This window comes from Geobacillus zalihae (genome assembly GCF_030414215.1).
GTDB lineage: Bacteria > Bacillota > Bacilli > Bacillales > Anoxybacillaceae > Geobacillus > Geobacillus zalihae.
This window is the reverse complement of sequence record NZ_CP129217.1, coordinates 2,107,985-2,131,007: the sequence shown is the minus strand read 5'-3', so window position 1 is coordinate 2,131,007 and position 23,023 is coordinate 2,107,985. Positions and strand designations below refer to the sequence as shown.

The 23,023-nt window shown below is 46.2% G+C and carries 25 protein-coding genes and 1 pseudogene; 21 read left to right on the top strand and 5 right to left on the bottom strand.

The genetic code is table 11. From position 1 onward, the window contains the following. Positions 1-339 precede the first annotated feature (339 nt). On the top strand, positions 340-975 hold the full coding sequence (gene hxlA / locus QWV57_RS10670) for a 3-hexulose-6-phosphate synthase (protein ID WP_015375155.1): 636 nt from the start codon (positions 340-342) through the stop codon (positions 973-975). Positions 976-978: 3 nt separating this feature from the next. Next, entirely contained in the window at positions 979-1,536 is a 558-nt protein-coding gene (gene hxlB / locus QWV57_RS10665) for a 6-phospho-3-hexuloisomerase (protein WP_015375154.1), read from the top strand. A gap of 511 nt (positions 1,537-2,047) precedes the next feature. Here the strand turns inward: hxlB and QWV57_RS10660 are convergent. After that, complete coding sequence (locus tag QWV57_RS10660) at positions 2,048-2,662, bottom strand: bis-aminopropyl spermidine synthase family protein (RefSeq protein ID WP_301099881.1); 615 nt, start codon at positions 2,660-2,662, stop codon at positions 2,048-2,050. A 159-nt stretch (positions 2,663-2,821) separates the two neighbouring features. Here QWV57_RS10660 and QWV57_RS10655 point away from each other — a divergent pair, with 159 nt between their 5' ends. Then, on the top strand, positions 2,822-4,480 hold the full coding sequence (locus tag QWV57_RS10655; RefSeq protein ID WP_160268838.1) for an IS1634 family transposase: 1,659 nt from the start codon (positions 2,822-2,824) through the stop codon (positions 4,478-4,480). A 67-nt stretch (positions 4,481-4,547) separates the two neighbouring features. Here the strand turns inward: QWV57_RS10655 and QWV57_RS10650 are convergent, their stop codons facing one another. The 4 genes from QWV57_RS10650 to hxlR form a co-directional block, all read right to left on the bottom strand. Further along, complete coding sequence (locus QWV57_RS10650; RefSeq protein ID WP_301099880.1) at positions 4,548-4,985, bottom strand: hypothetical protein; 438 nt, start codon at positions 4,983-4,985, stop codon at positions 4,548-4,550. A gap of 287 nt (positions 4,986-5,272) precedes the next feature. Next, entirely contained in the window at positions 5,273-5,944 is a 672-nt protein-coding gene (locus QWV57_RS10645) for a GNAT family N-acetyltransferase (protein WP_090950147.1), read from the bottom strand. A 15-nt stretch (positions 5,945-5,959) separates the two neighbouring features. Then, positions 5,960-6,634: a GNAT family N-acetyltransferase gene (locus QWV57_RS10640; protein WP_015375151.1), complete on the bottom strand. Its 675-nt coding sequence runs from the start codon at positions 6,632-6,634 to the stop codon at positions 5,960-5,962. 522 nt (positions 6,635-7,156) lie between these two features. After that, positions 7,157-7,522, bottom strand: a complete 366-nt coding sequence (gene hxlR / locus QWV57_RS10635) for a transcriptional activator HxlR (RefSeq protein WP_003252445.1) — start codon at positions 7,520-7,522, stop codon at positions 7,157-7,159. A gap of 303 nt (positions 7,523-7,825) precedes the next feature. On the opposite strand from hxlR, the gene QWV57_RS10630 reads away from it, so the two are divergent. The 18 genes and pseudogenes from QWV57_RS10630 to QWV57_RS10545 all read left to right on the top strand — a co-directional run bounded on the left by QWV57_RS10630 (position 7,826) and on the right by QWV57_RS10545 (position 22,990). After that, complete coding sequence (locus QWV57_RS10630) at positions 7,826-8,992, top strand: iron-containing alcohol dehydrogenase (RefSeq protein ID WP_015375150.1); 1,167 nt, start codon at positions 7,826-7,828, stop codon at positions 8,990-8,992. A 338-nt stretch (positions 8,993-9,330) separates the two neighbouring features. Next, positions 9,331-10,788, top strand: a complete 1,458-nt coding sequence (zwf, locus tag QWV57_RS10625) for a glucose-6-phosphate dehydrogenase (RefSeq protein ID WP_033006070.1) — start codon at positions 9,331-9,333, stop codon at positions 10,786-10,788. 107 nt (positions 10,789-10,895) lie between these two features. After that, positions 10,896-11,798 carry a phosphogluconate dehydrogenase (NAD(+)-dependent, decarboxylating) gene (gene gnd, locus QWV57_RS10620; RefSeq protein WP_129447526.1) on the top strand — a complete coding sequence of 301 codons (903 nt, stop codon included), beginning with the start codon at positions 10,896-10,898 and terminating at the stop codon, positions 11,796-11,798. 72 nt (positions 11,799-11,870) lie between these two features. After that, complete coding sequence (locus tag QWV57_RS10615; protein WP_033006072.1) at positions 11,871-13,208, top strand: glucose-6-phosphate isomerase; 1,338 nt, start codon at positions 11,871-11,873, stop codon at positions 13,206-13,208. 381 nt (positions 13,209-13,589) lie between these two features. After that, positions 13,590-14,768, top strand: coding sequence for an RNA-guided endonuclease InsQ/TnpB family protein (locus tag QWV57_RS10610; RefSeq protein ID WP_050367409.1), 1,179 nt, complete (start codon positions 13,590-13,592; stop codon positions 14,766-14,768). Positions 14,769-15,267: 499 nt separating this feature from the next. Next, positions 15,268-16,530, top strand: a complete 1,263-nt coding sequence (locus QWV57_RS10605) for a glycoside hydrolase family 18 protein (RefSeq protein WP_015375143.1) — start codon at positions 15,268-15,270, stop codon at positions 16,528-16,530. A gap of 274 nt (positions 16,531-16,804) precedes the next feature. Further along, a complete protein-coding gene (locus QWV57_RS10600) occupies positions 16,805-17,194 on the top strand; it encodes a DsrE/DsrF/DrsH-like family protein (RefSeq protein WP_011231562.1) in 390 nt (129 codons plus the stop codon). A gap of 23 nt (positions 17,195-17,217) precedes the next feature. Then, positions 17,218-17,331, top strand: a pseudogene (locus QWV57_RS18015) (glutaredoxin family protein); the annotation flags it as partial. A gap of 190 nt (positions 17,332-17,521) precedes the next feature. Then, positions 17,522-18,091, top strand: coding sequence for a class I SAM-dependent methyltransferase (locus QWV57_RS10590; RefSeq protein ID WP_301099879.1), 570 nt, complete (start codon positions 17,522-17,524; stop codon positions 18,089-18,091). 89 nt (positions 18,092-18,180) lie between these two features. After that, positions 18,181-18,573, top strand: a complete 393-nt coding sequence (locus QWV57_RS10585; protein WP_060788959.1) for a hypothetical protein — start codon at positions 18,181-18,183, stop codon at positions 18,571-18,573. Beyond that, positions 18,540-18,800, top strand: a complete 261-nt coding sequence (locus QWV57_RS10580; RefSeq protein ID WP_013145015.1) for a metal-sensitive transcriptional regulator — start codon at positions 18,540-18,542, stop codon at positions 18,798-18,800. The genes QWV57_RS10585 and QWV57_RS10580 overlap by 34 nt, the downstream gene beginning before the upstream one ends. A 103-nt stretch (positions 18,801-18,903) precedes the next feature. Continuing rightward, positions 18,904-19,131: a sulfurtransferase TusA family protein gene (locus QWV57_RS10575; protein WP_061580947.1), complete on the top strand. Its 228-nt coding sequence runs from the start codon at positions 18,904-18,906 to the stop codon at positions 19,129-19,131. A gap of 53 nt (positions 19,132-19,184) precedes the next feature. Further along, positions 19,185-19,667, top strand: coding sequence for a DsrE/DsrF/DrsH-like family protein (locus QWV57_RS10570; protein ID WP_020278578.1), 483 nt, complete (start codon positions 19,185-19,187; stop codon positions 19,665-19,667). 17 nt (positions 19,668-19,684) lie between these two features. Continuing rightward, positions 19,685-20,050 (top strand): rhodanese-like domain-containing protein, encoded by a 366-nt coding sequence (locus QWV57_RS10565; protein ID WP_301099878.1) that lies wholly within the window; start codon positions 19,685-19,687, stop codon positions 20,048-20,050. Positions 20,051-20,062: 12 nt separating this feature from the next. Further along, complete coding sequence (locus QWV57_RS10560; RefSeq protein ID WP_033015463.1) at positions 20,063-20,359, top strand: rhodanese-like domain-containing protein; 297 nt, start codon at positions 20,063-20,065, stop codon at positions 20,357-20,359. A 21-nt stretch (positions 20,360-20,380) separates the two neighbouring features. After that, the gene (locus QWV57_RS10555; protein WP_050367405.1) at positions 20,381-20,950 is read left to right on the top strand and encodes a sulfurtransferase TusA family protein; all 570 of its coding nucleotides are present in this window, start codon (positions 20,381-20,383) and stop codon (positions 20,948-20,950) included. Between the two features lie 48 nt (positions 20,951-20,998). After that, positions 20,999-22,135: an MBL fold metallo-hydrolase gene (locus QWV57_RS10550; protein ID WP_301099877.1), complete on the top strand. Its 1,137-nt coding sequence runs from the start codon at positions 20,999-21,001 to the stop codon at positions 22,133-22,135. A gap of 72 nt (positions 22,136-22,207) precedes the next feature. Continuing rightward, entirely contained in the window at positions 22,208-22,990 is a 783-nt protein-coding gene (locus QWV57_RS10545) for a sulfite exporter TauE/SafE family protein (protein WP_301099876.1), read from the top strand. Positions 22,991-23,023: the final 33 nt, after the last annotated feature.

Here is a 23,023-nt window from a genome sequence, read left to right as displayed (position 1 = left end):
GGCGTTTTAAGGCTGTCTCACAAAGATGAGATAGCCCTTTTTACATATGGCTTGACAAAGAAACAGTTCTTCAGTTAATGCCACAAGCAATGGATAGCATATTGCTTTTCTTATTTTTGGGCCATTTCAAAATAAAATTTGTCTGGAAATGGAGAGCCCCTCTTTCCCAAATAGTATACATAATGAACAATAGTATATTTTTTGATACTATGTAAAAATAAAGTGCGTACTTTTAAAGGCAAAACATACATAGTATACTCATCAGTGTGTAAGAGATAAACACATAAAAATGCTACTGCTTATGCAACCTGCAAAATTTTTATGAGAGGTGAAGGATTCATGGAATTACAATTAGCATTGGATCTCGTAAACATTCCAGAAGCGAAACAATTAGTAAAAGAAGTTGAGGAGTATGTGGATATTGTAGAAATCGGCACTCCAGTTATCATTAATGAAGGTCTTAGAGCTGTAAAAGAAATCAAACAAGAATTTCCTCACTTAAAAGTATTGGCAGACTTAAAAATCATGGATGCCGCCGCATATGAAGTCATGAAAGCGTCCGAAGCCGGAGCCGACATTATCACGATACTTGGAGTTGCTGAAGATTTGTCCATCAAAGGTGCTGTGGAAGAAGCTAAAAAACAAGGCAAAAAAATATTGGTGGACATGATCGGGGTTAAAAATTTAGAAGAACGAGCGAAAGAAGTAGATGGGTTTGGAGTCGACTATATTTGCGTACACACAGGTTATGATCTTCAAGCAGTCGGCAAAAACTCTCTTGAAGACCTTGCCACAATCAAACGTGTCGTGAAAAACGCAAAAACTGCGATCGCAGGCGGCATTAAATTAAACACATTGCCTGAAGTCATTAAAGCAAAACCTGATCTTATCATCGTAGGCGGCGGTATTACTGGCCAAGAAGACAAACGCGCTGTAGCTGCTGAAATGAAAAAAATGATCCAACAAGGTGAATGAATGATGCAAGCTACGCAATATTTAGGAGAAATCATCAAAGAGTTAAATCGGACAGCCGATTTAATCGCCGCGGGAGAAGCGGAAAAATTGGTGAATGAGATTCTCAAAGCAAAGAAAATTTTTGTAGCTGGCGCAGGCAGATCTGGATTTATGTCCAAATCTTTTGCGATGCGAATGATGCACATGGGGCTAGACGCCTATGTCGTAGGCGAAACCATCACCCCTAACCTAGAACAAGACGACATTTTGATCATTGGATCGGGTTCAGGGGAAACGAGAAGTTTAGTTTCCATGGCTGAAAAAGCGAAAAGCTTAGGGGCAACCGTAGCGTTAGTGACCATTTTCCCTGAATCGACCATTGGACAATTGGCTGATATCACGGTCAAATTGCCTGGCTCGCCTAAAGACCAGTCAGATAACGGATACAAAACGATACAGCCGATGGGATCGCTTTTTGAGCAAACCCTCTTGCTGTTTTATGATGCGATCATATTAAGATGCATGGAGAAAAAAGGATTGGACTCCAATACCATGTTCAAAAGACACGCCAATCTGGAATAGAGTATAAGGAATGCTGCGCAGACATCTTTAACCATTCGAAATTTTAAACTATTTAAACGAAATTTTCAACTTAATCACGGGGGAAAGGAGAAAAGGCCGCAAAGCTTTCTTTAAGAAACGCTTTGCGGTCTTTTTTTGATCGGGAGATTGGATTCTTGTGATCGATCCATGATCGTTCATTCCCTTCGTGCACATCAGCCGCTCTCCCACTATCAGCATTCCCTCGATGATCATTACAAATCAAATCGGTTATAGTCGGAACGCGGGGGGGGGGTGCCAAGACTTTTTGCAAAATCGATGACCACTCCTTTCATGGTTGCACGCGGCGTCAAAAACTCTCAAAAGTCTGTTGCCTTCCATAATCCATCGGTAAAATCGTGCGATGGTGGCAAATGTCATTCAGCAAACCTTGAAGAACGCAACTCCGCATGCAGATGTCAGGAAACGGCGAACAAAACGCCCGCCCTCGGCAACGGGTATTCCCGCTGCAGAAGGCGGGCAGTCTTTATCGCTATTCTTTGCCGCAGAACTCTTCGTCGTAATAGAAGTCCTGCTCAAACTCCACCCACCCGAAAAAGAGGGGACGAGGCTCCTCGACCATCTCTAAGCGATAGACGGTGCTGACGTAGAAGGGGATATCGGGTTCTTTGACCGGCACCGGTGCTATGCGCGCCCAGTCTAGGAACACAATATCCTCTAACAGATAGTCTTGGAAGGCGCTCAGCATGTCAGTGATGGCAAAGCCCATGTCAAGGATGCCCTGCTGGATCTGCCGCCATTTCCGCCAAGAGGCCTCCAAGTAAGAGAGTCCAAAATAGCCCGCGGCACCGGGCCCACGCACCCCCTCTGTACAGCGGCTTAGAAAAAGCAGGAGTCCCTTGACGGTGTCGACCGGGTCCGTGAAGAACACATCAAACTGGCCGCGGAGATGGGACGGCAATTCATCCCGCACATCGTAGACCTCGGCGTGGACGTGGTCCCAACCTTGGTCCTGAGCCACATCGCGTACAAAGCGGACAATGCGTTCATCCACGTCCAAGACACAGATGCGCCGCGGCAGCCCCGAGAGCGCAGCTGCAATGCTTGTAAGGTCATCATCGCCCAGCAGCAAAATGTCTCGCCCCATCAGATCTCCCTGTTGGGCCATCAGTGCCAGCCGCCGAACGGTTGTCTCGGGCGTCACATCTCACATTTCGCACCCTCTCGACGAAAATCGGGAGGATTTTTTCGTTCCGATGTCGAATGAATCCTTGACACACAAGGAACGTAAAGGAGTTTTTCTCTTATGAATGTTCAAGTCAAAAAGGTCTATCGCAATTCTTATTTGAATATAATAAGTGCCCTATTCAAGAAACTGGGTCTGCCTCAATTGATTGACCATCTCGTGCCCGTCGATCCGCAGTGCCAAACGCGAGTCAGCGATGCCGTTCAGGCCATCCTCTACAATGTGTTTGACGGCCGGCAAGCCCTTGTTCACTTGGAACATTGGGCTCAGGAGGTCGATTGTGAGAAACTCATCCGTCCCGATCTCCATCCTTCCTGGTTGAACGACGATGCGTTGGCCCGTCATCTCGATCGCCTGTATGAGGCTGGCATTCACAACGTCATCAGCACTTGCTTGATTCATATTTATCGCAAAGAAGGCCTTTCCCTCCGAGCCTTCCACGCCGATACGACGGACAAGACCGTTTACGGCGCGTATGAATCGGCCTCGTTAGAGGCCTTACAAATCACACATGGCTACAACCGCCATCATCGTTGGCAAAAACAGATCGGTTTCGGACTGGTCGGCAACGAGGACGGCATCCCGTTTTACGGCGATGTGCACGATGGCAACCTGCCCGATAAAACATGGAATCCCGAGGTGCTGTCTCGTGTCCATGAACAGCTGAAGCAGGCCAAAATCGAAGACGAATGGATTTACGTGGCCGATTCCGCCGCGATGACGAAAGAGACCCTGGCGCAAACCAAAGCGGCCAACGCCTTTTTGATCACCAGAGGCCCTTCGTCGCTCCGGATCGTGAAAACCGCGCTGGCCGAAGCGGATGCTGAGGACACGACGTGGAGCGATCCCTTTACGTTGGCGGAGAGAAACGGCGCCACGTACCGGGTATGGGAAACGGCCTCGACGTATGAAGGCCACCCCGTTCGGCTGATCGTTGTTGAATCGAGCGCGCTCGACCAGCGAAAAGGAAAGACGCTTGAAAAAGAACGAACCAAAGAAGCGGAGCTTCTTCGCGAGGAACAAGCCCGTTGGGAGCGTCACCCCTTCTCCTGCCGGGAAGATGCCGAACAAGCCTTGGCGTCCCTCAAGGCGTCCCTTCGCCCCCGGTTTCATCGGGTTGAGGCCGCGGTCGAAGAGATCGTACGCCTGAAAAAACGGCGCGGACGGCCGAAAAAAGGGGCGGAACCCGAGGTGGAGACGCTGTATTTCTTGCACCTTGACGTCGAATTCGACCAAGACGCGTGGGAACAGGCGAGACGGAAAGCGTCCCGGTTTGTCCTTGTCACGACCGTTCCGAAGGAATGGAAGGGCCAACCCATGGATGCCCAAGAGATCTTGAAGCTGTATAAAGGGCAGATCTCGGTGGAAATGAACTTCGCTTTTTTGAAAGATCCGTTTTTCACGGATGAGATTTACGTCAAAAAACCAGAACGGGTCGCAGTATTAGGCTATTTGTTTCTGTTGGCCTTGGCTATTTACCGCGTTTTTCAGCGCCGAGTGCGTCAGTTTATTACTCCAGAACACCCGTTGAAGGGTCCTGGAGGCCGCAAGCTGACCCGGCCGACGGGACGGGCGATTTTTCAGCTGTTTCAATATGTGAACGTCGTCCTGTTCAAGCTGCCGGATGGGCGCATCCAACGCTCACTGGATCGCTCCCTTACCCCTGATCAGCGAAGGATTCTGCAGGGATTGGGCATGGATGAGAGCATCTACGTGTAACGTGATACGGAACGACCAGCGATGGTAAAAAAAGGGATTGCCATCGCTCGTTGTGTTGGTCAAAAAGTTATTCTGAAAAACTAAATAAAAAATCCTTTGTTTTGACCTTGTTAGGGTGCGAAATGTGAGTCACATACCCTTGGTCAAAGTCGGGCGTCGCCTTGGGCCGCATGGCTGCGATATCTTGAAAAGCAGCAAGGACGCTGTCAAAAGGCGGCCTCAGAACAATGCCGCGCCCCGCGCAAACCTCACAGCGCTGTTCGGCCACCCGTTCTAGGCCCATAGTTTCTGCCTGACGACGCCCTTTCTCAGTGATCACAAAGCGGTCGCCGTTGTAGGCCGCCAGCTCTCCCTCCAAGAGCGACTGCAGCGCCTTCAGCACTTGGTGCGTCTGGGCTTTCCCTTCCCTCATCAGTTCCCAGTAGGATTTCGGGCCAAAGCAAAGCGCACGAAGCAGAAGCGTGTCGATCCGACGACTTTCCGCAGCAATACCGACTTTCGACATGGGTACCACTCCTTTCGCCCTAAAAGAGTAAAGACCATTCCGCTCCGGCACCCCTTCGTTTTCATCGAAAGGAGCGACATGAAACATAGAAAGCAGCGGTTCAAACGTTTTTGGAACGCTTGCCTTCTTAGCGTGAGGCCTAACGATCATCCGAAAGATAAAGCATCCTTCCCCTTTCCAGCATCGAAATAGCATTTTTGCTGCTTTCGATAGGGAAACGATAAAAGACGCGCTGAAGTTGGAAGAATTTTTTTAAGGTTCCATAAGCATGGTGTTTTTATTAAGGTTTAAATCGGTAATAGCGGTATGGTGTTTTTCGCCTCTAGTTTTTCCATCATTTCATACCAATCCCTTGGTTTGTTCGATAAGACAGAATAATAACGTTTCAAAAACTTCACAACAAGATCCGCTGGAAGTTCATTCACGCTATCGTCCATCGGAAGGAAACAAAGATCAAGCCCGGTTACGGCTTCTCCATCATTGTTCCAAGATGGATGGACATAAGGGAAGTCAAGCCGCTTATATCCCAAATGAGATAATACCTCACGACGAACATATGGATCCATCGGCTTAATCCCGCCAAATTCATAATGCTCCACCCGATAAGGATCATAAATCTCGGCGAACATGCCATACAACTGCTTTCCATTTGCAGCGGCCCAATTTTGCAAATCCTCCAGCCGCTTTTTGGCTAAAAACCGGCCGATCCCCAGTCCTGCTTGGCCGATAATGGTGAAATCTGTCATCGCGACATTTAAATCTTCATAATAACGGTACTCCGTTGCGCCTACTACCTCTCCTTCGTGAACAGCAACGCACACACGAATTCCCGGATCTTCCAGAGGCTCTTTCCACAAATCAAATGCCAATACTTCTTCCGGAGGAAATACATTTTGCATCAATTGATGCATTTTCTTAAACAAAGGGTCTTCAATGCTCGTAATTCTGCGATACTCCATTTTCATCATTCTCCTTTAAGATTTTGCGCGATAAAAAGGATTTTTCCATTCCATCAGTGCAGCATAATTGCACGATTCTTCATCTTCTAAATAGTTCGCCACCACTTTGACAGGTGTGCGGCCGCAGCGAAGCAGGAAGGTAATAACAGGATCTTTCAATTTGCCTTTTACTACCGCTTCGAGATATTGCTCCGCTGTCATCTCATGCGCTTTTTTATGATAGCCAGGCATCCTCCCTCCGCCTAACAGCCGCTCTAGTCCCAAATGAACAACCACTTCATACATGGATAGCATCAGCCATTTTCCCAGCCCCCATTTGCGGTAGGCAGGGCGCACGCCAATATCAACGACATAAAGCGTATTCCCGTTTGGGTTATGGTTACGGATATATCCATGATCCGTGATCTCTTCCCATGTATGGTCCGGATGGCTGGGGTCAAAGTCGACAATAAGCCCTGTCATTGACCCCGCAATTTCGCCATTCACCTCAACACATAAGGCTCCCTCTGGAAAGAGTGTCACATGGTTTTTCAGCTGTTCCGTATTCCACCATAATTCAGACGGGAATGGCGGAGGAAAACTTTCCTGTTGAATGCGGATTAATCCAGGAAAGTCCTTTTCTTCATAATTTCGGATCACCGCTGGAACAGGACGATCTTGGTCAAAGACATAAAACTCCTTTCGATACATTCTTACCCCTCCTCTCTCATTATCCATCTAGCAACGTATCGCCCATTCATGTGGCGATACTGATATTATTAGGCACATCATTCCATTTAACAAGTAGATACTTTCGTGTTACATAGTGTGAAAAATTATACCTAAAAATAAAAAAAAAGAAATTCGGAATATTTTTTCCAGACCTTCCTCGCATTCGAACAGCCATGCCTAGTCCACATTATTGTGTAAAATCCATTCTCCATCCAGTGAACTTGGATCACTGGAAAACAAAAGCACTTTTTTGCCGTTTTTCTTTTTACGCCATTTTCGGGACTCCATCAACAGTCATCAACGCATATACAGAAAAACCAACGGACAGCGGTTCTTTCATAAAGATGGTTGTCCGTTGGTTTTTCGCGTCTAATTATAAAACTTATTGCTTTCCTCATTATCTTTCATGTGTGTATTTCTTTGTTTACCAGCAAAAAAAAGAAAAGTGCATATAACATACACGCAGATCGTTTTCGAAGCTTTCATAACGGAGAAAGCTTTCTACTTGGCTGCTTCATTGATTTTTACTTGCCCCTTTACGACCGTCTCCATATAGTTTTTGCCCCATTCATACATCGCATCAAGAATTGGCATCAAACTTTTTCCATGTTCGGTCAATGAATATTCCACTTTTGGCGGAACAACCGGATAGACTTCGCGATGAACAATTTGATCTTGCTCCAGCTCCCGCAGCTGGTTAACAAGCATTCTTTGGGTGATCCCAGGCATGAGGGCTTTTAGTTCGCTAAACCGCTTCTTTCCCCCTTTTCCTAGATGCCATAAAATAAGCATTTTCCATTTACCGCCAATAACAGCGAGTGTTAATTCTTTTTCACAATTATACGTCTTGCCACAAACGTGTCCCATCATTTCACCCCCATGTTGATTATAACGCGATAGTATACTTTTTGTCACTTTATGATCATAAAGAACATACTTACAAATAAATGTTATATATCTGTTATTTTCACTCATTGCAAATGGTATTCATTCCTTCGGGATAATACAATCCATTCATTGCATCTGGATGCCTTTTATATCATTAAGTATATTTTTTTACACTATATTATATTTTTGTCACTACATGATAATAAAGTGCGTACTTCTCAATAAGTTTTATACACATTATACTAGCATCTGTAAACAATCACGGGTACTGGAGGGAGCAGCATGAATCGTTTTACTATTCCTCGCGATATTTATTTTGGAGAGAATGCTCTCGATGTTTTAAAAACATTGGAAGGAACAAAAGCTGCCCTCGTCATTGGCGGCAGCTCCGTCAAGAAAAACGGAAATCTTGATAAAATTCAGCAACTTCTTTCAGAAGCCAATATAGAAACAAAAGTGATTGACGGAATTACGACAGAACCAACCACCCAAATGGTAAAAAAAGGAGTGCGCATTCTTAATGATTTTCAGCCAGATTGGGTGATCGGGATTGGCGGCGGGTCAGTAATGGATGCGGCAAAAGCGATGTGGTTGTTCTATGAACATCCAGAATTGACATTTGAAGAAGCGACACGTCCATTTAGCCTGCCACGCTTACGCACAAGGGCAAAGTTCGTAGGAATCCCAACGACAAGCGGAAGTGCATCGGAAATATCCAATTTATCGGTTATTACTGATGCAGAAACAGGGGTCAAATATCCACTGGCTGATTTTGAACTGACGCCAGACATGGCGATTATTGATCCGATTATGGTCCAATCCATGCCGAAGCACGTTACAGCCTACAGCGGGATGGACGCAATCACACATAGTATTGAAGCATACGTAGCAAAGCCTCGTACGATTTTCACAGATTCCTTGGCTATTGAAGCAGCTCAAGTACTGAAAGAAAATCTTCTTGCTTCTTACCACGGAGATGCTAAAGCCCGCGAACAAGTTCATTACGCTCAGGCGATGGCTGGAATGGCCTTTGCTAACGCGGTGCTAGGAAATGTGCACAGTCTTTCACACAAAAGCGGCCCAATATTTAACATTCCGCATGGATGTGCCAATGCGATTTATTTACCATATGTAATCCAATTTAATCGCACGGTAGTCGAGGAACGTTATGCAGCAATTGCCAAACGGCTCGGTCTGGATGGGGAAAACAACAAAGAATTGGTGGATTCACTCATTGCTTGGATTCGTGACTTGAATAATAAGATGAATATTCCAAATACACTTCAAGAATACGGAGTGTCCGAAGAAACGTTCACCGCACACGTGGATGAAATGGCGGCCAATGCCGTAAAAGATCCTTGTACAAGCACAAATCCGCGTGAAACTTCTGTAGAAGAAATGAAAAAATTATATATCGCAGCGTTTTATGGTCTAGATGTCAACTTCTAAACAAATAAAAAAAGCAAAGCCTGTCACTAACATTCTTACCAGCGATAAAAAGATCGGATTCCATTGAATCTGATCTTTTTATCCCACCGTTTGCTTTTATATTTATATTACCATAGATGCCTTAAAAAAGGTACTAGGTTATTTTAATCATTTGCCTTTTAGCGGATGTATTTTGTTTAAACGTTCATGCACGACAAATACATGGACAAGACTTTCTCCCTGAAATGGGCATTATTCATAAAAAATACCAATTCAAGCAATGTAGTAAACGTTGTTATATCTGCTCTATCCACTTTATTCTTTTGGGAAAATGTTTCGAAAAGTCAGGGGGGATCACATTGGATTCAATGACCTTTATCTTGTTTGGAGCAACAGGTGATTTAGCGAAACGAAAAATTTTCCCTGCATTATATAATTTATTTCTTGATCAAAAAATGCCGCAGCCATTTTCCATTATTGGCGTAAGCAAAAGAGAATTGTCCGATGAAGCGTTTCAAACATATGTGGAAAATTCGGTAAAAACCTTTTCCAGACGTTTGGCAAATGACCGTTCCAAAATGAAGGAGTTTCTTCGCGCGTTTCGCTATATTTCTCTAGATGTAACGAATGCACAAGGGTATAAAAAGTTGCTTGAAATGGTTCAACAACGGGAAAAAGAATTGAATATTCCTGAAAACCGCATGTTTTATTTATCTGTTGCGCCGGAATTTTTTGATGTGATCGCGTCGAACATCAAGGAAAGCGGATTAGGATCCACAACAGGTTGGAAACGTCTGATTATCGAAAAACCGTTTGGCCACGATATCCAATCGGCCCAAGATTTAAACGAAAAATTAAGCCAAGCTTTCGAGGAAGAAGAAATTTATCGGGTAGATCATTACCTTGGAAAACCGATGGTGCAAAACCTTGAAGCTTTAAAATTCGCCAACCCTGTGTTTCAAGCGATATGGAATAATCAATTTATAGCCAATGTGCAAATTACAGCTAGCGAGACCGTTGGGGTAGAACAAAGAGCAAGCTATTATGATCAAGCAGGCGCCATTCGCGACATGTTTCAAAACCATATGTTGCAACTGTTGATGATGACAGCCATGCACTTGCCAAAACAAATTAGCGCAAAAGACATCCGTAACGAGAAAAGAAAAATTATGGAATCTCTTCGACCAATACAGAAGGAAGAAGTAGGCTTGCACGTTGTTCGCGGCCAATACGGTCCTGGAGAAATCGATGGCAGACCAGTGGTTGGATATAAAGAAGAACCTGGCATCGATGCTTCTTCGACAACGGAGACGTTTGTTGCGGCCCGTCTGTGGATTGATGATGAAAACTGGAGCGGGGTGCCATTCTACATCCGTACAGGTAAAAGAATGAAGGAAAAGTCCACACGTATCGTGATGGAGTTTAAAAATCCATTAAAGGAATGGTACTTGCCAAAAAATGAAGAAACAGCTCCTAATCTTTTGGTGATTCAAATCAATCCGAACGAAGGCGTTTCGCTGCAATTCAATAGTAAAAATGTATTCAACAACGGAAAGATGGAGCCTGTCCATATGGACTTCGCAACGAATCAGAAAGAGGTGCCTGAAGCGTATGAACTCTTAATTTTTGACGCTTTGCACGGCGATTCGACTTTCTTTGCCCATTGGAAAGAGGTCGAACTATCTTGGAAATGGCTGCAACCTATTTTAGAGGCATTTGCGGAAAACCGCCTTCCTCTTTACTCCTATCGTTCAGGATCGATGGGGCCAGAGGCTTCTTATCAATTATTGAAAGAAGACGGATTTTATTGGCGGTAAATAAGCTTTTCCGGAGCAAACCTGAAAACATAATTTCTGGATAAACTAACTATGAAATAGGAATAGCCAATCTTCTTTGACCAAGATATTTTTAGGAGGTAGTCAGCATGAGAGTCGGGCTAGTCGGTTTAGGAAAAATGGGATTAAACTTAGGCAAAAATCTTATGGACCATAAGCACGAAGTAGTGGCGTTCGATATAAATACAAATGCGGTGGAAGAAATAAAAAAATACGGTGCTAAAGGCGCATCCACTTTAAAGGAACTCGCCCTATCATTAGAAAAAACGAGAATTGTCTGGATAATGGTTCCCCACACCGTTGTTGATTCGGTGATTAGTGAAATTGCGCCATTTTTAAGCAAAGGAGACATTGTGATCGATGGTGGCAATTCTCACTATAAGGAATCGATTCGTCGTTATAACGAGCTAAAGGAGATTGGAATTCACTTTATGGATGCTGGAACCTCTGGTGGAGTGGAAGGTGCTCGTAACGGAGCGTGTTACATGGTTGGAGGGGATTCTGAAGCTTGGAACATTGTCGAGCCTCTTTTCCGAGATACCGCTGTCAAAAATGGGTATTTATATACAGGAAAAACAGGCAGCGGCCACTTCTTAAAAATGGTCCACAATGGGATTGAATACGGAATGATGGCTGCCATTGGCGAAGGATTCGAAATATTAGAAAAAAGCGAATTCGATTACGACTATGAAAAAGTGGCGAGAGTGTGGAACAATGGTTCGGTTATTCGTTCATGGCTCATGGAATTAACAGAACGCGCGTTTTCAAAAGATGCAAAATTAGAGGAAATCAAAGGAATTATGCATTCTTCCGGCGAAGGAAAATGGACGGTCGAGACAGCATTAGATCTGCAAACGGCCACTCCTGTCATCGCCATGGCCTTATTGATGCGGTATCGTTCATTAGAAAGCGATACATTTACAGGAAAAGTGGTAGCCGCTCTACGCAATGAATTTGGCGGACATGCTGTAGAAAAAAATGAGAAGAAATAACATAAAATCCCCTTGCAGGAAGGCATACAATGGACATGCGCTGCAAAATAGAATGAGAAAGGAGAAGTGTATATGGCTATCTCTTTTGATTACTCCAATGCCTTGCCATTTATGAAAGAGAGTGAACTACATTATTTAAGCGAATTTGTAAAAGCGGCTCATCATATGCTTCATGAAAAGAAAGGCCCAGGATCCGATTTTCTTGGTTGGGTGGATTGGCCGATTCGTTATGATAAGGACGAATTTGCGCGAATCAAGCAAGCAGCCGAAAAAATCCGCAATCATTCAGATGCTCTTGTCGTCATCGGCATTGGCGGATCTTATTTAGGGGCAAGGGCCGCTGTTGAAGCATTATCCCATGCCTTTCATAACCAAATGAACGATATGACGCAAATTTATTTCGCTGGCCAAAATATCAGTTCCACTTATCTCTCTCATTTATTAGATGTATTAGAAGGCAAGGATCTGTCGATCAACGTCATTTCTAAATCGGGAACAACGACAGAGCCAGCCATTGCTTTTCGGATTTTCCGCGACTACATGGAGAAAAAATATGGAAAAGAGGAAGCAAGAAAACGGATTTACGTTACTACCGATCGCGCAAAAGGAGCATTAAAAAAGCTCGCTGATCAAGAAGGCTATGAAACTTTCGTTATTCCGGATGACATAGGCGGAAGATATTCTGTGCTGACAGCAGTTGGCCTGTTGCCAATCGCCGTCGCTGGATTGAATATTGATCGAATGATGGAAGGCGCAGCATCGGCATATTATAAATATAACCATCCTGATCTTTCAACCAATGAAAGTTATCAGTACGCTGCCGTGCGAAATATTCTCTATCGCAAAGGCAAAGCGATCGAATTATTGGTGAACTATGAGCCATCCCTTCATTATGTATCTGAGTGGTGGAAACAGCTGTTTGGCGAAAGCGAAGGGAAAGATCAAAAAGGACTCTTTCCTGCATCCGTTGACTTTACAACAGATTTACATTCCATGGGGCAATACGTTCAGGAAGGCCGCCGCATTCTGATCGAAACAGTGCTGCAAGTGAAAAAACCGCGAATCGAACTGACGATTCAAGAAGACCCAGAAAATATCGATGGATTGAATTTCTTGGCCGGCAAGACACTGGATGAAGTAAACAAAAAAGCTTTCCAAGGCACGCTATTCGCACACGTAGACGGCGGAGTGCCTAACTTAATTGTTGAACTGGATGAAATGAATGAATACACCTTTGGGGAAATGGTATACTTCTTCGAAAAAGCTTGCGGCATCAGCGGCCATTTGCTCGGTGTAAATCCATTTGACCAACCGGGAGTGGAAGCATACAAAAACAATATGTTTGCCTTACTTGGCAAACCGGGGTTTGAAGCGGAAAAAGCGGCTCTCATGAAACGGCTATCGAAATAGCGTTTTCCTTACAGCTGTTTGAAATAACGCTCTACATGTAAACTGCCTGTTTTCCTGAACTCTGCAGGAGACAGGCAGTTTCCTTTTTTCCTGAAACTTGATGATCCTCCATTATGGAAGGAGAGATGGATTTTCATGCCTGGGTGGGGAGTAAAATTTACTCATGGATGTTTTCTGTGAAAATAATGAATCCATGAGCGGTTATTTTCATGCTTGGGTGGCGAGTAAAAGCTTACTCATGGATGTTTTCTGTGAAAATGCGCCGCCTTGATAAGTCATTTTCATGCCAGGGTGGGGAGCAAGGCTTGCTCATGGATGTTTTTTGTTTCTCCCTTCTCTTTTGATTTTCGATAGAATACAATAAACATAGGAGGTGAAACCATGTATCGAACGCTGAAAACCCGTTTTCGAGCAAAAAAAGAAGTGATTGATAAACTTTTTGAATGCAATCGCATCTCCGCAGAAGTTTGGAATGAGTGTCTTCGTTTGGCGAAAGAACATCATTTGAAAACAGGAAAATGGATAACCAAAACGGAACTGCAAAAAGCAACAAAAGGTCGTTTTCCTATCCACAGCCAAAGCATCCAAGCCGTTGTGCATAAGTATATATTTGCCCGTGACGGAGCAAGAGAAGCACGGAAAAAAGGGGAGAAAACCAAATTTCCGTACAAAAAGAAAAAACACTTCAATACAAAATGGGCAAAAGATGGGTTTGTTTTGCATGAAGACGGGACGTTGGAACTGTCGCTAGGAATTTGGAAACGGAAAAGACAATCTCCTTTGGTGGTGAAAATGGATAAAGAACAAATTCCAAAGGGTCAAGTGAAAGAAATCGAACTCGTTTATGACCGTGGTTTGTGGCTTTGTTTGTTGTATGAAGATGGAAAAGAACCAAAAGAGAATAAAAATCAAAACCGTGTCGCTATTGACCCAGGGGAAATTCACACCATCGCAGCCGTTTGTGAAAATGGGGAAAACCTCATCATCACGGGAAGAAAAATAAGAAGCATCCATCGGTTGAGAAACAAAAAATTAAAAGAACTGCAAAAACTCATGAGCAGATGCAAAAAAGGCTCCAAACAATGGAAAAAGTACAATCGGGCAAAACAATATGTACTTTCGAAATCAGAGGCACAACTAAAGGATGCGTTGCACAAAACCACGAGACAATTTGTTCGTTGGTGTTTGGAAAACCAAGTGAAAGAAGTCGTCATTGGGGATGTCGAGGGGGTACAACGGAACACGAAAAAGAAACGAAACAAAAAGACCAATCAGAAATTATCCAATTGGTCGTTTGGAAAACTATTTGATTATCTCAAATACAAATTGAATGCCGAAGGCATTGAAATGGAGAAAAAGGACGAGAGCTACACATCGCAAACATGCCCTGTTTGCGGGAAGAAGAATAAATCTTCTTCTAGAAATTATACATGTCAATGCGGATACAAACAACACCGTGACATCCACGGAGCGATGAATTTATTTGCCAAAGTATATTATGGCGAAATTCGCCCGTTGGAATTTACGGTCAAACCGTTTACGTATCGACGGATTGCATAAGCAAGAAGTCGTAGATGGCGAGTTCCCGCCCTTGAGTATCGATGATACTCATGTTGCCTGTCGCTCCCAACGGGACGGATGCCAGGCGTTGCCTGCAGATAGGCTGCCGACCAACCTATCACGCATCCACCCCGAAGGGGAAACAGGAAACTCCCACTTCTGTAAGTGGGAGAGGTTCATTGAACAAACGTTCCGGCCGTCGCGCCCGCTTATTTGGTTTTTGGCTTCTCTGTTGCTGCTGATCACCGGATTGTTTGGATATTATTTTTTTACCTTGCTTTAATAGCGGCTTTTTGGCCGCTTTTTATTATCCTAAACCGAGAAGACACCCGCTTCCGCGTGTGAGCATTGGTGTGCGTGGAGGACTTGCGCGTTAGGAACATGCAAAAGAATTGCAAACTAGCCATGTCAAGACAAGGTGCGGTTGCGGTCGATAAGCATATATATATTTATCATGATGCCAGCGCCGAAGCTTTGTTGATTCAACGGGGGGATGGTCATGTTTATCCACATTGTTCAACCTGGAGATACGCTTTTTTCAATCAGCAGGCGATACGATTATCCGCTGGAAAGTCTGCGCCTTGTCAATGGCTTAGTTGAAACGAATATTGTTCCTGGTCAAGCTTTGCTTGTTCCTAGCTATACGTATACAGTGCAGCCAGGAGACACGCTAAGCGCCATTGCACAGAAAGCATTTGTGACGGTCGAACAGTTGCGGGCAGCCAATCCGGCGGTGGATCCGTACAGGATGTATCCGGGAATGAAAATTTATATTCCTGATATTTCCTGGTATCAAGCTATAACGTTAGCCTATTACATTCTCCGCGAACCGAACTTAGATCGGGCGTTCGTGCGAGATTTTGCCCCGTATTCATCGTACATTGCCCTGTTCGAATATCACTTTGCCCCTAATGGCGACATTGTCACTACGCGGGATGACGCCGCAGCGATTGAAACAGCATGGCAAAACCGCGTCACACCCATTGCGGTAGTGACGAACCTAACATCAGAAGGATTTAGTGCGAGACTGGCAAGCCAAGTGCTGAACAATCCGGAAGCAAGGGCGAACTTGGTTGAAAACATTTTTTATTTAGTATCCCGGAAAGGCTATGGCGGCGTCAATATTGACTTCGAGCAGGTTCGCGGAGAGGATCGTGATTTGTTTACGGGTTTTTTGCGCCAGTTGCGTGATCGGTTAAAACCGGCTGGGTATGTTTTGACGATCGCCGTTCCAGCGAAAACGAGCGAGGAGATCCCTTGGCTCAGGGGCTACGATTACGGCGGCATTGGTGCTGTCGTCGACTATATGTTTATTATGGCGTACGATTGGCACCATTTAACAAGTGAACCTGGTCCAGTCGCTCCTATTAGTGAGGTGAGATCGACGCTTCAGTTTGCCGTCGAGCGCGTCCCTCGAAAAAAAATCTTGCTCGGACTCCCTTTATATGGATACGATTGGATCATTCCGTACCAGCCTGGGACATTGGCGGAGGCCCTCTCCAGCCAAGAGGCGGTTTTAACCGCTATGCGTTACCAAGTGCCGATTCAATATTCGTTTCAATATGAATCCCCCTTTTTTCGATATACGGATGAACTTGGAAACATTCATGAGGTATGGTTTGAAGATGTCAGAAGCATAGGACAGAAAATGAAATTGGCCCGCCAATTTCAGATTGCGGGCATCGGTGCATGGGAGTTGGGGCTGCGATTTGCGCCAGGCCCATGGTTGGTGCGAAAGTTTTTTACTGTTCGGAAAGTATAAGAAACACCCATTTCCGTTGGTTGTCTAGTCAGCGGGGAAATCGGGAAAATGGATGCTTCCCGCTTCGTTTGAAGTGGGAAGCGTTTTTTGGAAGCTGGCTGAAAAGTCGTTGCATTGGATTTTGCGTTTTTTTGTTGACAAGAAAACAATGATGCGATAGTATGATTATTGCAATACATATACACGTATATGTATAATACAGCGTGTATATGTGTATAAAATATTATGAGGGTATCGAAATAGAATAGCGACATACGTGAAGGAGGTTGTTGTCATGAAAGTGGCGATTATTGCAGCAAACGGCGGGTTGTTTGATGCGTACAAGGTGTTCAACATTGCGACGGCCGCTGCGGCGGCAGACGCGGAGGTCGGGGTGTTCTTTACGTTTGAGGGGTTGAATCTCATCCATAAAGAAGCGCACAAACAATTGCCGATTCCGGAAGGGAAGGAACATTTTCAACAAGGGTTCCAAAAAGCGAACGTTCCATCGATTGCCGAATTGCTTCAAATGGCGCAAGAGATGGGGGTAAAGCTGATCGCTTGCCAAATGACGATGGATGTCATGGGGCTTGACAAAGACCAATTCGTCGATGGCATTGAAGTAGCGGGGGCGGCGACGTTCCTGCAGTTTGCGAAAGACGCCGATATTACATTGGCCTTCTAATAAGGGAGAGGAGGAAGGAGAATATGGCACAAGTCACTGTCTATACCACAACGACATGCCCGTATTGTGTCATGGCGAAAAACTTTTTGCGCGCCCAAGGGATTCCGTTTAAGGAAGTGAATGTCGAGCTCGATCCGGCTTACAAGGAAATTCGGCAGACCAACATGGGGAAATTGCATCCGACGGAAGAGGAACAACGGGAGATGGAAATCGGTCCAAACCGGTGCGCCGTTCGGTAAAGAGAGAAAGCCGGCGTTTTCCAATGCCGGCTTTTTTCCTCTCTTTGCGAGTATAATGAAATGGAAGTGAGGAATAGGAGGGAAAAGGATGACAGGGCATCGTTTTCATTACGAACATGCTGAACGATTATTGGATCCGAAGCGCAAGGAATGGATCGCCCCGCAACAGGCGATTTCGATGTTGTCTGTGAAACCGGATGACACGGTCGTCGATCTTGGCGCCGGGAATGGTTATTTCACGATTCCTCTCGCGCAGGCGACAAACGGAAAAGTGTACGCGGTCGATGTGCAGCCGGAGATGATCCAGTTATTAAAAAAACGGGCGCAACAGTTTGCGATCACCAACATTGAATATCAGGTGGCGGATGTCGCTTCGATCGCCTTGCCCTCTCATTCGGTGGACAAAGGGATCATGGCATTCGTCTTTCATGAAGTGGAACAAAAAGAAGCCGCCCTTGACGAAATTCGCCGCGTGATGAAGCCAAACGGGCAGTTTCTGTTGATCGAATGGGAGACGATGGAAAGCGAAATGGGGCCGCCGCTCCATGAGCGGATTCCGTCGGAGGAACTGTTTTCCTATGTGAAGCAAAAGGCGGGCAACGTGGAACTTGTCCGTTTTCACCCGGCTGTCTATGGTCTGTTGATTCGCTGGGAATAACCAATTGTTGAGGAAAATATTTCTTATTGTCATTATACCATATAGGGTATATAATGATCATGCATAGGGTGAATAGAGGGGGTGAACCGTTGATCGTTAGCAGTTTGTTATTCTTTCTCATTCTTTTGGGAGCAGCGTTGTATCGACGCTACTATCCTGTCAAACATATCCCATGCCTTCCGGTAGAAGAGGTGCCGGACGGCTTGCTTCTTCTTGACTTGCGCGATTATAATGAAAGCAACGGCTCCATATTTGGCCAAGCGTTGCATATTCCGGTGGCGTATTTGAAACGGCATGTTCGGCATATCCCGCGAAAGCCGCTTCATATCATTGCCCAGGATGCCATCGAAAAAAACGTCGGCATCCGACTGTTGCGCCGCTATGGCTATGAGGTGAAAAGCTATTCGATCACGGCTTGTGATTGTCAAGAAAGGGGGCGAACGAGCCGATGGAATATAACAAAGAGATCAAAAACCGCTTAAAACGGATTGAAGGACAAATTAAAGGCGTCCTTGGCATGATGGAACAAGGGAAAGACTGCAAGAGCGTCGTTTCCCAACTTTCAGCGGCGCGCAATGCCATTGACCGCGCCATTGCCGTCATCGTCAGCACCAATTTGGAACATTGCCTGCGTGAAAGCATGGAAAAAGGAGAAAGCACAGACAGTCTTGTCAAAGAAGCAGTGGAACTGCTTGTGAAAAGCCGTTAATGCGTTGCTCAACAAAAAGATGTTGACAACGTTCTTTTTCTTGTAGTAATATACCCATAGGGGTAATGGTAATAAAACGTATGATATCAAGGAGGTTATCAAAATGAACGCAACGAAAGTATTGGATGCAAAAGGATTGGCCTGCCCGATGCCGGTGGTGAGAGCGAAAAAAGCGATGGACGAATTGCAATCAGGTCAAGTGCTCGAGGTGCACACGACCGATAAAGGGGCGAAAAACGATTTGCCGGCATGGGCGAAAGCGAGCGGCCATACGGTCATTGAGATGAAAGAGGAAAACGGTGTGTTGACGTTCTGGATTCAAAAAGGATAATTTTTTAGGTTTTAATATACCCATATATGTATATTTAGAGAGGAGGCAGCCAGATGACACAGCCGAAGAAAAAGACGACGATCATTTTGTTCAGCGGCGACTATGACAAGGCGATGGCGGCTTACATCATCGCCAACGGCGCCGCTGCCTACGACCATGACGTGACGATCTTTCATACGTTCTGGGGGCTCAACGCCTTGCGGAAAGAGGCGCCGGTTCCAGTGCAAAAAGGGTTTCTTGAAAAGATGTTCGCGAAGATGATGCCGCGCGGCGCGGACCGCATGGGGCTGTCGCGCATGAATTTTGCCGGCATCGGCCCGAAGTTGATCAAAAAGGTCATCAAAAAACATAACGCCATGCCGCTTCCGCAGTTGATCGAGATGGCGAAAGAGCAAGGCGTGAAACTCGTCGCTTGCCAAATGACAGTCGATTTGCTTGGGCTGAAGCCGGAGGAATTGATCGACGGCGTTGAGTTTGCTGGCGTCGCCGCGTATTTGGCTGATGCGTCGGAAGGAAATGTGAACTTATTCATTTAATCAAATGAGGGAATCCTATGTCGCAAACCATCATCAACATCATCCTGTTTGTTTTGCTTGTTTGGTTTTTTGCCAGCCGCTTCATCCCGCCGAAAGGGGTGCGGATGATCACAACAGCGGAATTGAAACGCCGGTTGAAAGAACCTGGGGTGCAATATATTGATGTGCGCACCCCGATGGAGTTTCAGTCTTACCATCTGCCAGGGTTTCGGAACATCCCGCTGCACGAATTGACAGCACGCGTTCACGAACTATCCAAAGAAAAAGAAGTGATTGTCATTTGCCAAAGCGGGATGCGAAGCCAAAAAGCAAGCCGACTGTTAAAGAAAATGGGATTTCAGCACGTGACGAACGTCAAAGGCGGCCTAAACGCCTGGCAGTAGAGGAGGATGATGATGAAAACGATCACGCCAAAAGAGGTAGAAGAGCGGCTTCGCGCGGGAGAATCGCTTCATATCATCGATGTGCGCGAGCCGGAGGAAGTCGCTGCGGGCAAAATTCCAGGAGCGGTCAATATTCCGCTCGGTTTGATCGAGTTTCGCATGCATGAATTGGACAAAAATGAGGAATACATTCTCGTCTGCCGTTCCGGCGGCCGCAGCGGCCGTGCCGCGGAGTTTCTTGACAGCCGCGGTTACCGCGTCATCAACATGACAGGCGGCATGCTCGCCTGGGAAGGGCCTGTCGAATAAGCCGTAAGGAGGGATTCGTTCATGATTAAAGTTGATATGACCGTTGATGCGAAAGGACTGTCCTGCCCGATGCCGATCGTTCGAACGAAAAAGGCGATCAATGAATTGCAACCGGGTCAAGTGCTGGAAGTGCAGGCGACGGATAAGGGATCCAAAGCCGATATCAAAGCATGGGCGGAAAGCACAGGGCATCAATATGTAGGAACAATTGAAGAAAATGGGGTTTTGAAACATTATATCCGCAAGGCAGCAGAAAGTGAAACACGCAACGAAACGACATTCCCTCATGTCGTATCGAATGAACAATTGCAAGAAAAACTTCACGATCCTGATTCGTTTGTCTTGGATGTCCGCGAACCGGCGGAGTATGCGTTTGGCCATATTCCGGGCGCCGTTTCAATTCCGCTTGGGGAGCTCGAGAATCGGATGGCCGAACTTCCGAAAGACAAAACGATTTATGTCGTGTGCCGCACAGGGACACGGAGCGATTTGGCTGCGCAAAAGCTGGCCGAAAAAGGATTTGACCGTGTGCGCAACGTCGTTCCCGGCATGTCGCAATGGAACGGGCCGCTTGATTCCGCTCAATCGTAATGAGCGGCCTTTTTTAACAATCAAATATACATTAGGGGGTATATTAATATGGTGAAAGAAATGACCGTGCAACAAATGACGGAAAAGGTGTTCAACAAAGAATCGCTGTTCATCTTGGACGTCCGCAACGAAAGCGATTTTCGCGATTGGAAAATCGAAGGGGAAAACTTTGACTATTTGAACGTGCCGTATTTTGAATTGATTGATGGGGTTGACTCGATTGTCGACCGTCTTCCGAAAGACAAAGACATCGTCGTCGTGTGCGCGAAGGGCGGATCGGCGGCGTTTGTCGCTGAACAGCTAGAAGAAGCCGGATTTCACAATGTCTACACGCTCGCAGGCGGAATGCAAGCGTGGAGTGAGCATCTCCATCAAGCGAAAGTATACGAAGATGATCAGTTGAAAATTTACCAATTCATCCGCGTCGGCAAAGGATGCCTGTCGTATATGGTCATCTCCGGAAGCGAAGCGCTTGTCGTCGATCCGTTGCGGTTTGTCGATGTGTATGAACAAGTGGCCAAACAAGAAGGGGTGAAGATCACGCATATCGTGGACTCGCACTTGCATGCCGACCATCTTTCCGGAGGCAAGGCGCTGGCCGAACGAACGGGGGCAACGTACTACTTGATGAAAAGCGAGGGAGCGGTGTTTGATTTCGAGCCGCTCGAGCAGCATGACACGATCGACTTTGCCAACGTTCATTTGGAAGTGTTGGCCGTGAAAACACCGGGGCATACGCCAGGCAGCGTCTCGTTCTTTGTCAACGGCAAATGGCTGTTCTCGGGTGACACGATCTTCGTCGGCGGTCTCGGGCGGCCGGACCTCGGCGGCAAAGTGGCGGAATGGGCGGCGGATTTGTATGACACCGTGTACGAAAAAGTCGCGGCCATGGCGGATGATGTGATCGTCTTGCCGGCTCACTACGCGAACTTGGATGAAGAAATCAACGCGGAGGGGTATGTCGGCGATACGTTAGGCCGCATCCGCGCCCGCAATGAGATGATGCAAAACAAACCAAAAGACGAATTTATCGATCTTGTCATCCAAAGCGCCAATACCGAAACCCCGCCGAACTTTGAAGACATTGTCGCCATCAACCGCGGGCTCAAAACCGTGGATATCGAAACAGAGCGGGAGCTTGAGATCGGCCCGAACCGCTGCGCGCTGCATCATACCCATGCCTAAAGAAGCGGCACAGATTGGCAGGGGACGGGGGCGTGCCTCGTCCCTTTTGAAAACAAAAGGGAGGGATGGTCGATGGATGTTTCGCTCGCGTTTCTCATTGTCATCTTTTTAATCGGCTTTGTCGGTTCATTTATTTCTGGGATGGTGGGGATCGGCGGGTCGATTATTAAATATCCGATGCTTCTGTATCTTCCGCCGTTGTTTGGGCTGGCGGCGTTCAGCGCTCATGAAGTGTCGGGAATCAGCGCGGTGCAAGTGTTTTTCGCCACGATCGGCGGCGTGTGGGCGTATCGAAAAAGCGGCTATTTGAACAAATCGCTCATTTTGTATATGGGGGTAAGCATTCTTGTCGGCAGTTTTGTCGGCGGCTATGGCTCGAAGCTGATGAGCGAGGGAACGATTAACGTCGTTTACGGCATCTTGGCGGCATTGGCGGCCATCATGATGTTTGTGCCGAAAAAAGGGATCGATGACATTCCGCTTGACCAAGTGACGTTCAACAAAGGGGTGGCGGCCGCCTTGGCGTTTCTGATCGGCGTCGGGTCCGGCATCGTCGGGGCGGCGGGGGCGTTTTTGCTTGTGCCAGTCATGCTCGTGGTCCTGAAAATCCCGACGCGAATGACGATCGCCACGTCTTTGGCCATTACGTTCATTTCCTCCATTGGCTCTACGTTCGGGAAAATCGCCACCGGCCAAGTCGATTACATCCCGGCGCTCATCATGGTCGTCGCGAGCTTGCTTGCCTCTCCGCTAGGAGCGAAAGCGGGGCAAAAACTAAACACGAAAGTGCTGCAAGTCATCCTTGCCGTGTTGATTTTGGCGACGGCGGTGAAAATTTGGGTGGATATTTTATGATCGAAGCGCTTGAAAGGCGACAGGTCACGGGAA

Excerpts from the sequence above, each read along its gene's own strand:
- hxlA (WP_015375155.1), top strand. The coding sequence starts at position 340 with ATGGAATTACAATTAGCATTGGATCTCGTAAACATTCCAGAAGCGAAA.
- hxlB (WP_015375154.1), top strand. The coding sequence starts at position 979 with ATGCAAGCTACGCAATATTTAGGAGAAATCATCAAAGAGTTAAATCGG.
- QWV57_RS10660 (WP_301099881.1), bottom strand. The coding sequence starts at position 2,662 with ATGGGGCGAGACATTTTGCTGCTGGGCGATGATGACCTTACAAGCATT.
- QWV57_RS10655 (WP_160268838.1), top strand. The coding sequence starts at position 2,822 with ATGAATGTTCAAGTCAAAAAGGTCTATCGCAATTCTTATTTGAATATA.
- QWV57_RS10650 (WP_301099880.1), bottom strand. The coding sequence starts at position 4,985 with ATGTCGAAAGTCGGTATTGCTGCGGAAAGTCGTCGGATCGACACGCTT.
- QWV57_RS10645 (WP_090950147.1), bottom strand. The coding sequence starts at position 5,944 with ATGGAGTATCGCAGAATTACGAGCATTGAAGACCCTTTGTTTAAGAAA.
- QWV57_RS10640 (WP_015375151.1), bottom strand. The coding sequence starts at position 6,634 with ATGTATCGAAAGGAGTTTTATGTCTTTGACCAAGATCGTCCTGTTCCA.
- hxlR (WP_003252445.1), bottom strand. The coding sequence starts at position 7,522 with ATGGGACACGTTTGTGGCAAGACGTATAATTGTGAAAAAGAATTAACA.
- QWV57_RS10630 (WP_015375150.1), top strand. The coding sequence starts at position 7,826 with ATGAATCGTTTTACTATTCCTCGCGATATTTATTTTGGAGAGAATGCT.
- gnd (WP_129447526.1), top strand. The coding sequence starts at position 10,896 with ATGAGAGTCGGGCTAGTCGGTTTAGGAAAAATGGGATTAAACTTAGGC.
- QWV57_RS10615 (WP_033006072.1), top strand. The coding sequence starts at position 11,871 with ATGGCTATCTCTTTTGATTACTCCAATGCCTTGCCATTTATGAAAGAG.
- QWV57_RS10610 (WP_050367409.1), top strand. The coding sequence starts at position 13,590 with ATGTATCGAACGCTGAAAACCCGTTTTCGAGCAAAAAAAGAAGTGATT.
- QWV57_RS10605 (WP_015375143.1), top strand. The coding sequence starts at position 15,268 with ATGTTTATCCACATTGTTCAACCTGGAGATACGCTTTTTTCAATCAGC.
- QWV57_RS10600 (WP_011231562.1), top strand. The coding sequence starts at position 16,805 with ATGAAAGTGGCGATTATTGCAGCAAACGGCGGGTTGTTTGATGCGTAC.
- QWV57_RS10590 (WP_301099879.1), top strand. The coding sequence starts at position 17,522 with ATGACAGGGCATCGTTTTCATTACGAACATGCTGAACGATTATTGGAT.
- QWV57_RS10580 (WP_013145015.1), top strand. The coding sequence starts at position 18,540 with ATGGAATATAACAAAGAGATCAAAAACCGCTTAAAACGGATTGAAGGA.
- QWV57_RS10575 (WP_061580947.1), top strand. The coding sequence starts at position 18,904 with ATGAACGCAACGAAAGTATTGGATGCAAAAGGATTGGCCTGCCCGATG.
- QWV57_RS10570 (WP_020278578.1), top strand. The coding sequence starts at position 19,185 with ATGACACAGCCGAAGAAAAAGACGACGATCATTTTGTTCAGCGGCGAC.
- QWV57_RS10565 (WP_301099878.1), top strand. The coding sequence starts at position 19,685 with ATGTCGCAAACCATCATCAACATCATCCTGTTTGTTTTGCTTGTTTGG.
- QWV57_RS10560 (WP_033015463.1), top strand. The coding sequence starts at position 20,063 with ATGAAAACGATCACGCCAAAAGAGGTAGAAGAGCGGCTTCGCGCGGGA.
- QWV57_RS10555 (WP_050367405.1), top strand. The coding sequence starts at position 20,381 with ATGATTAAAGTTGATATGACCGTTGATGCGAAAGGACTGTCCTGCCCG.
- QWV57_RS10550 (WP_301099877.1), top strand. The coding sequence starts at position 20,999 with ATGGTGAAAGAAATGACCGTGCAACAAATGACGGAAAAGGTGTTCAAC.
- QWV57_RS10545 (WP_301099876.1), top strand. The coding sequence starts at position 22,208 with ATGGATGTTTCGCTCGCGTTTCTCATTGTCATCTTTTTAATCGGCTTT.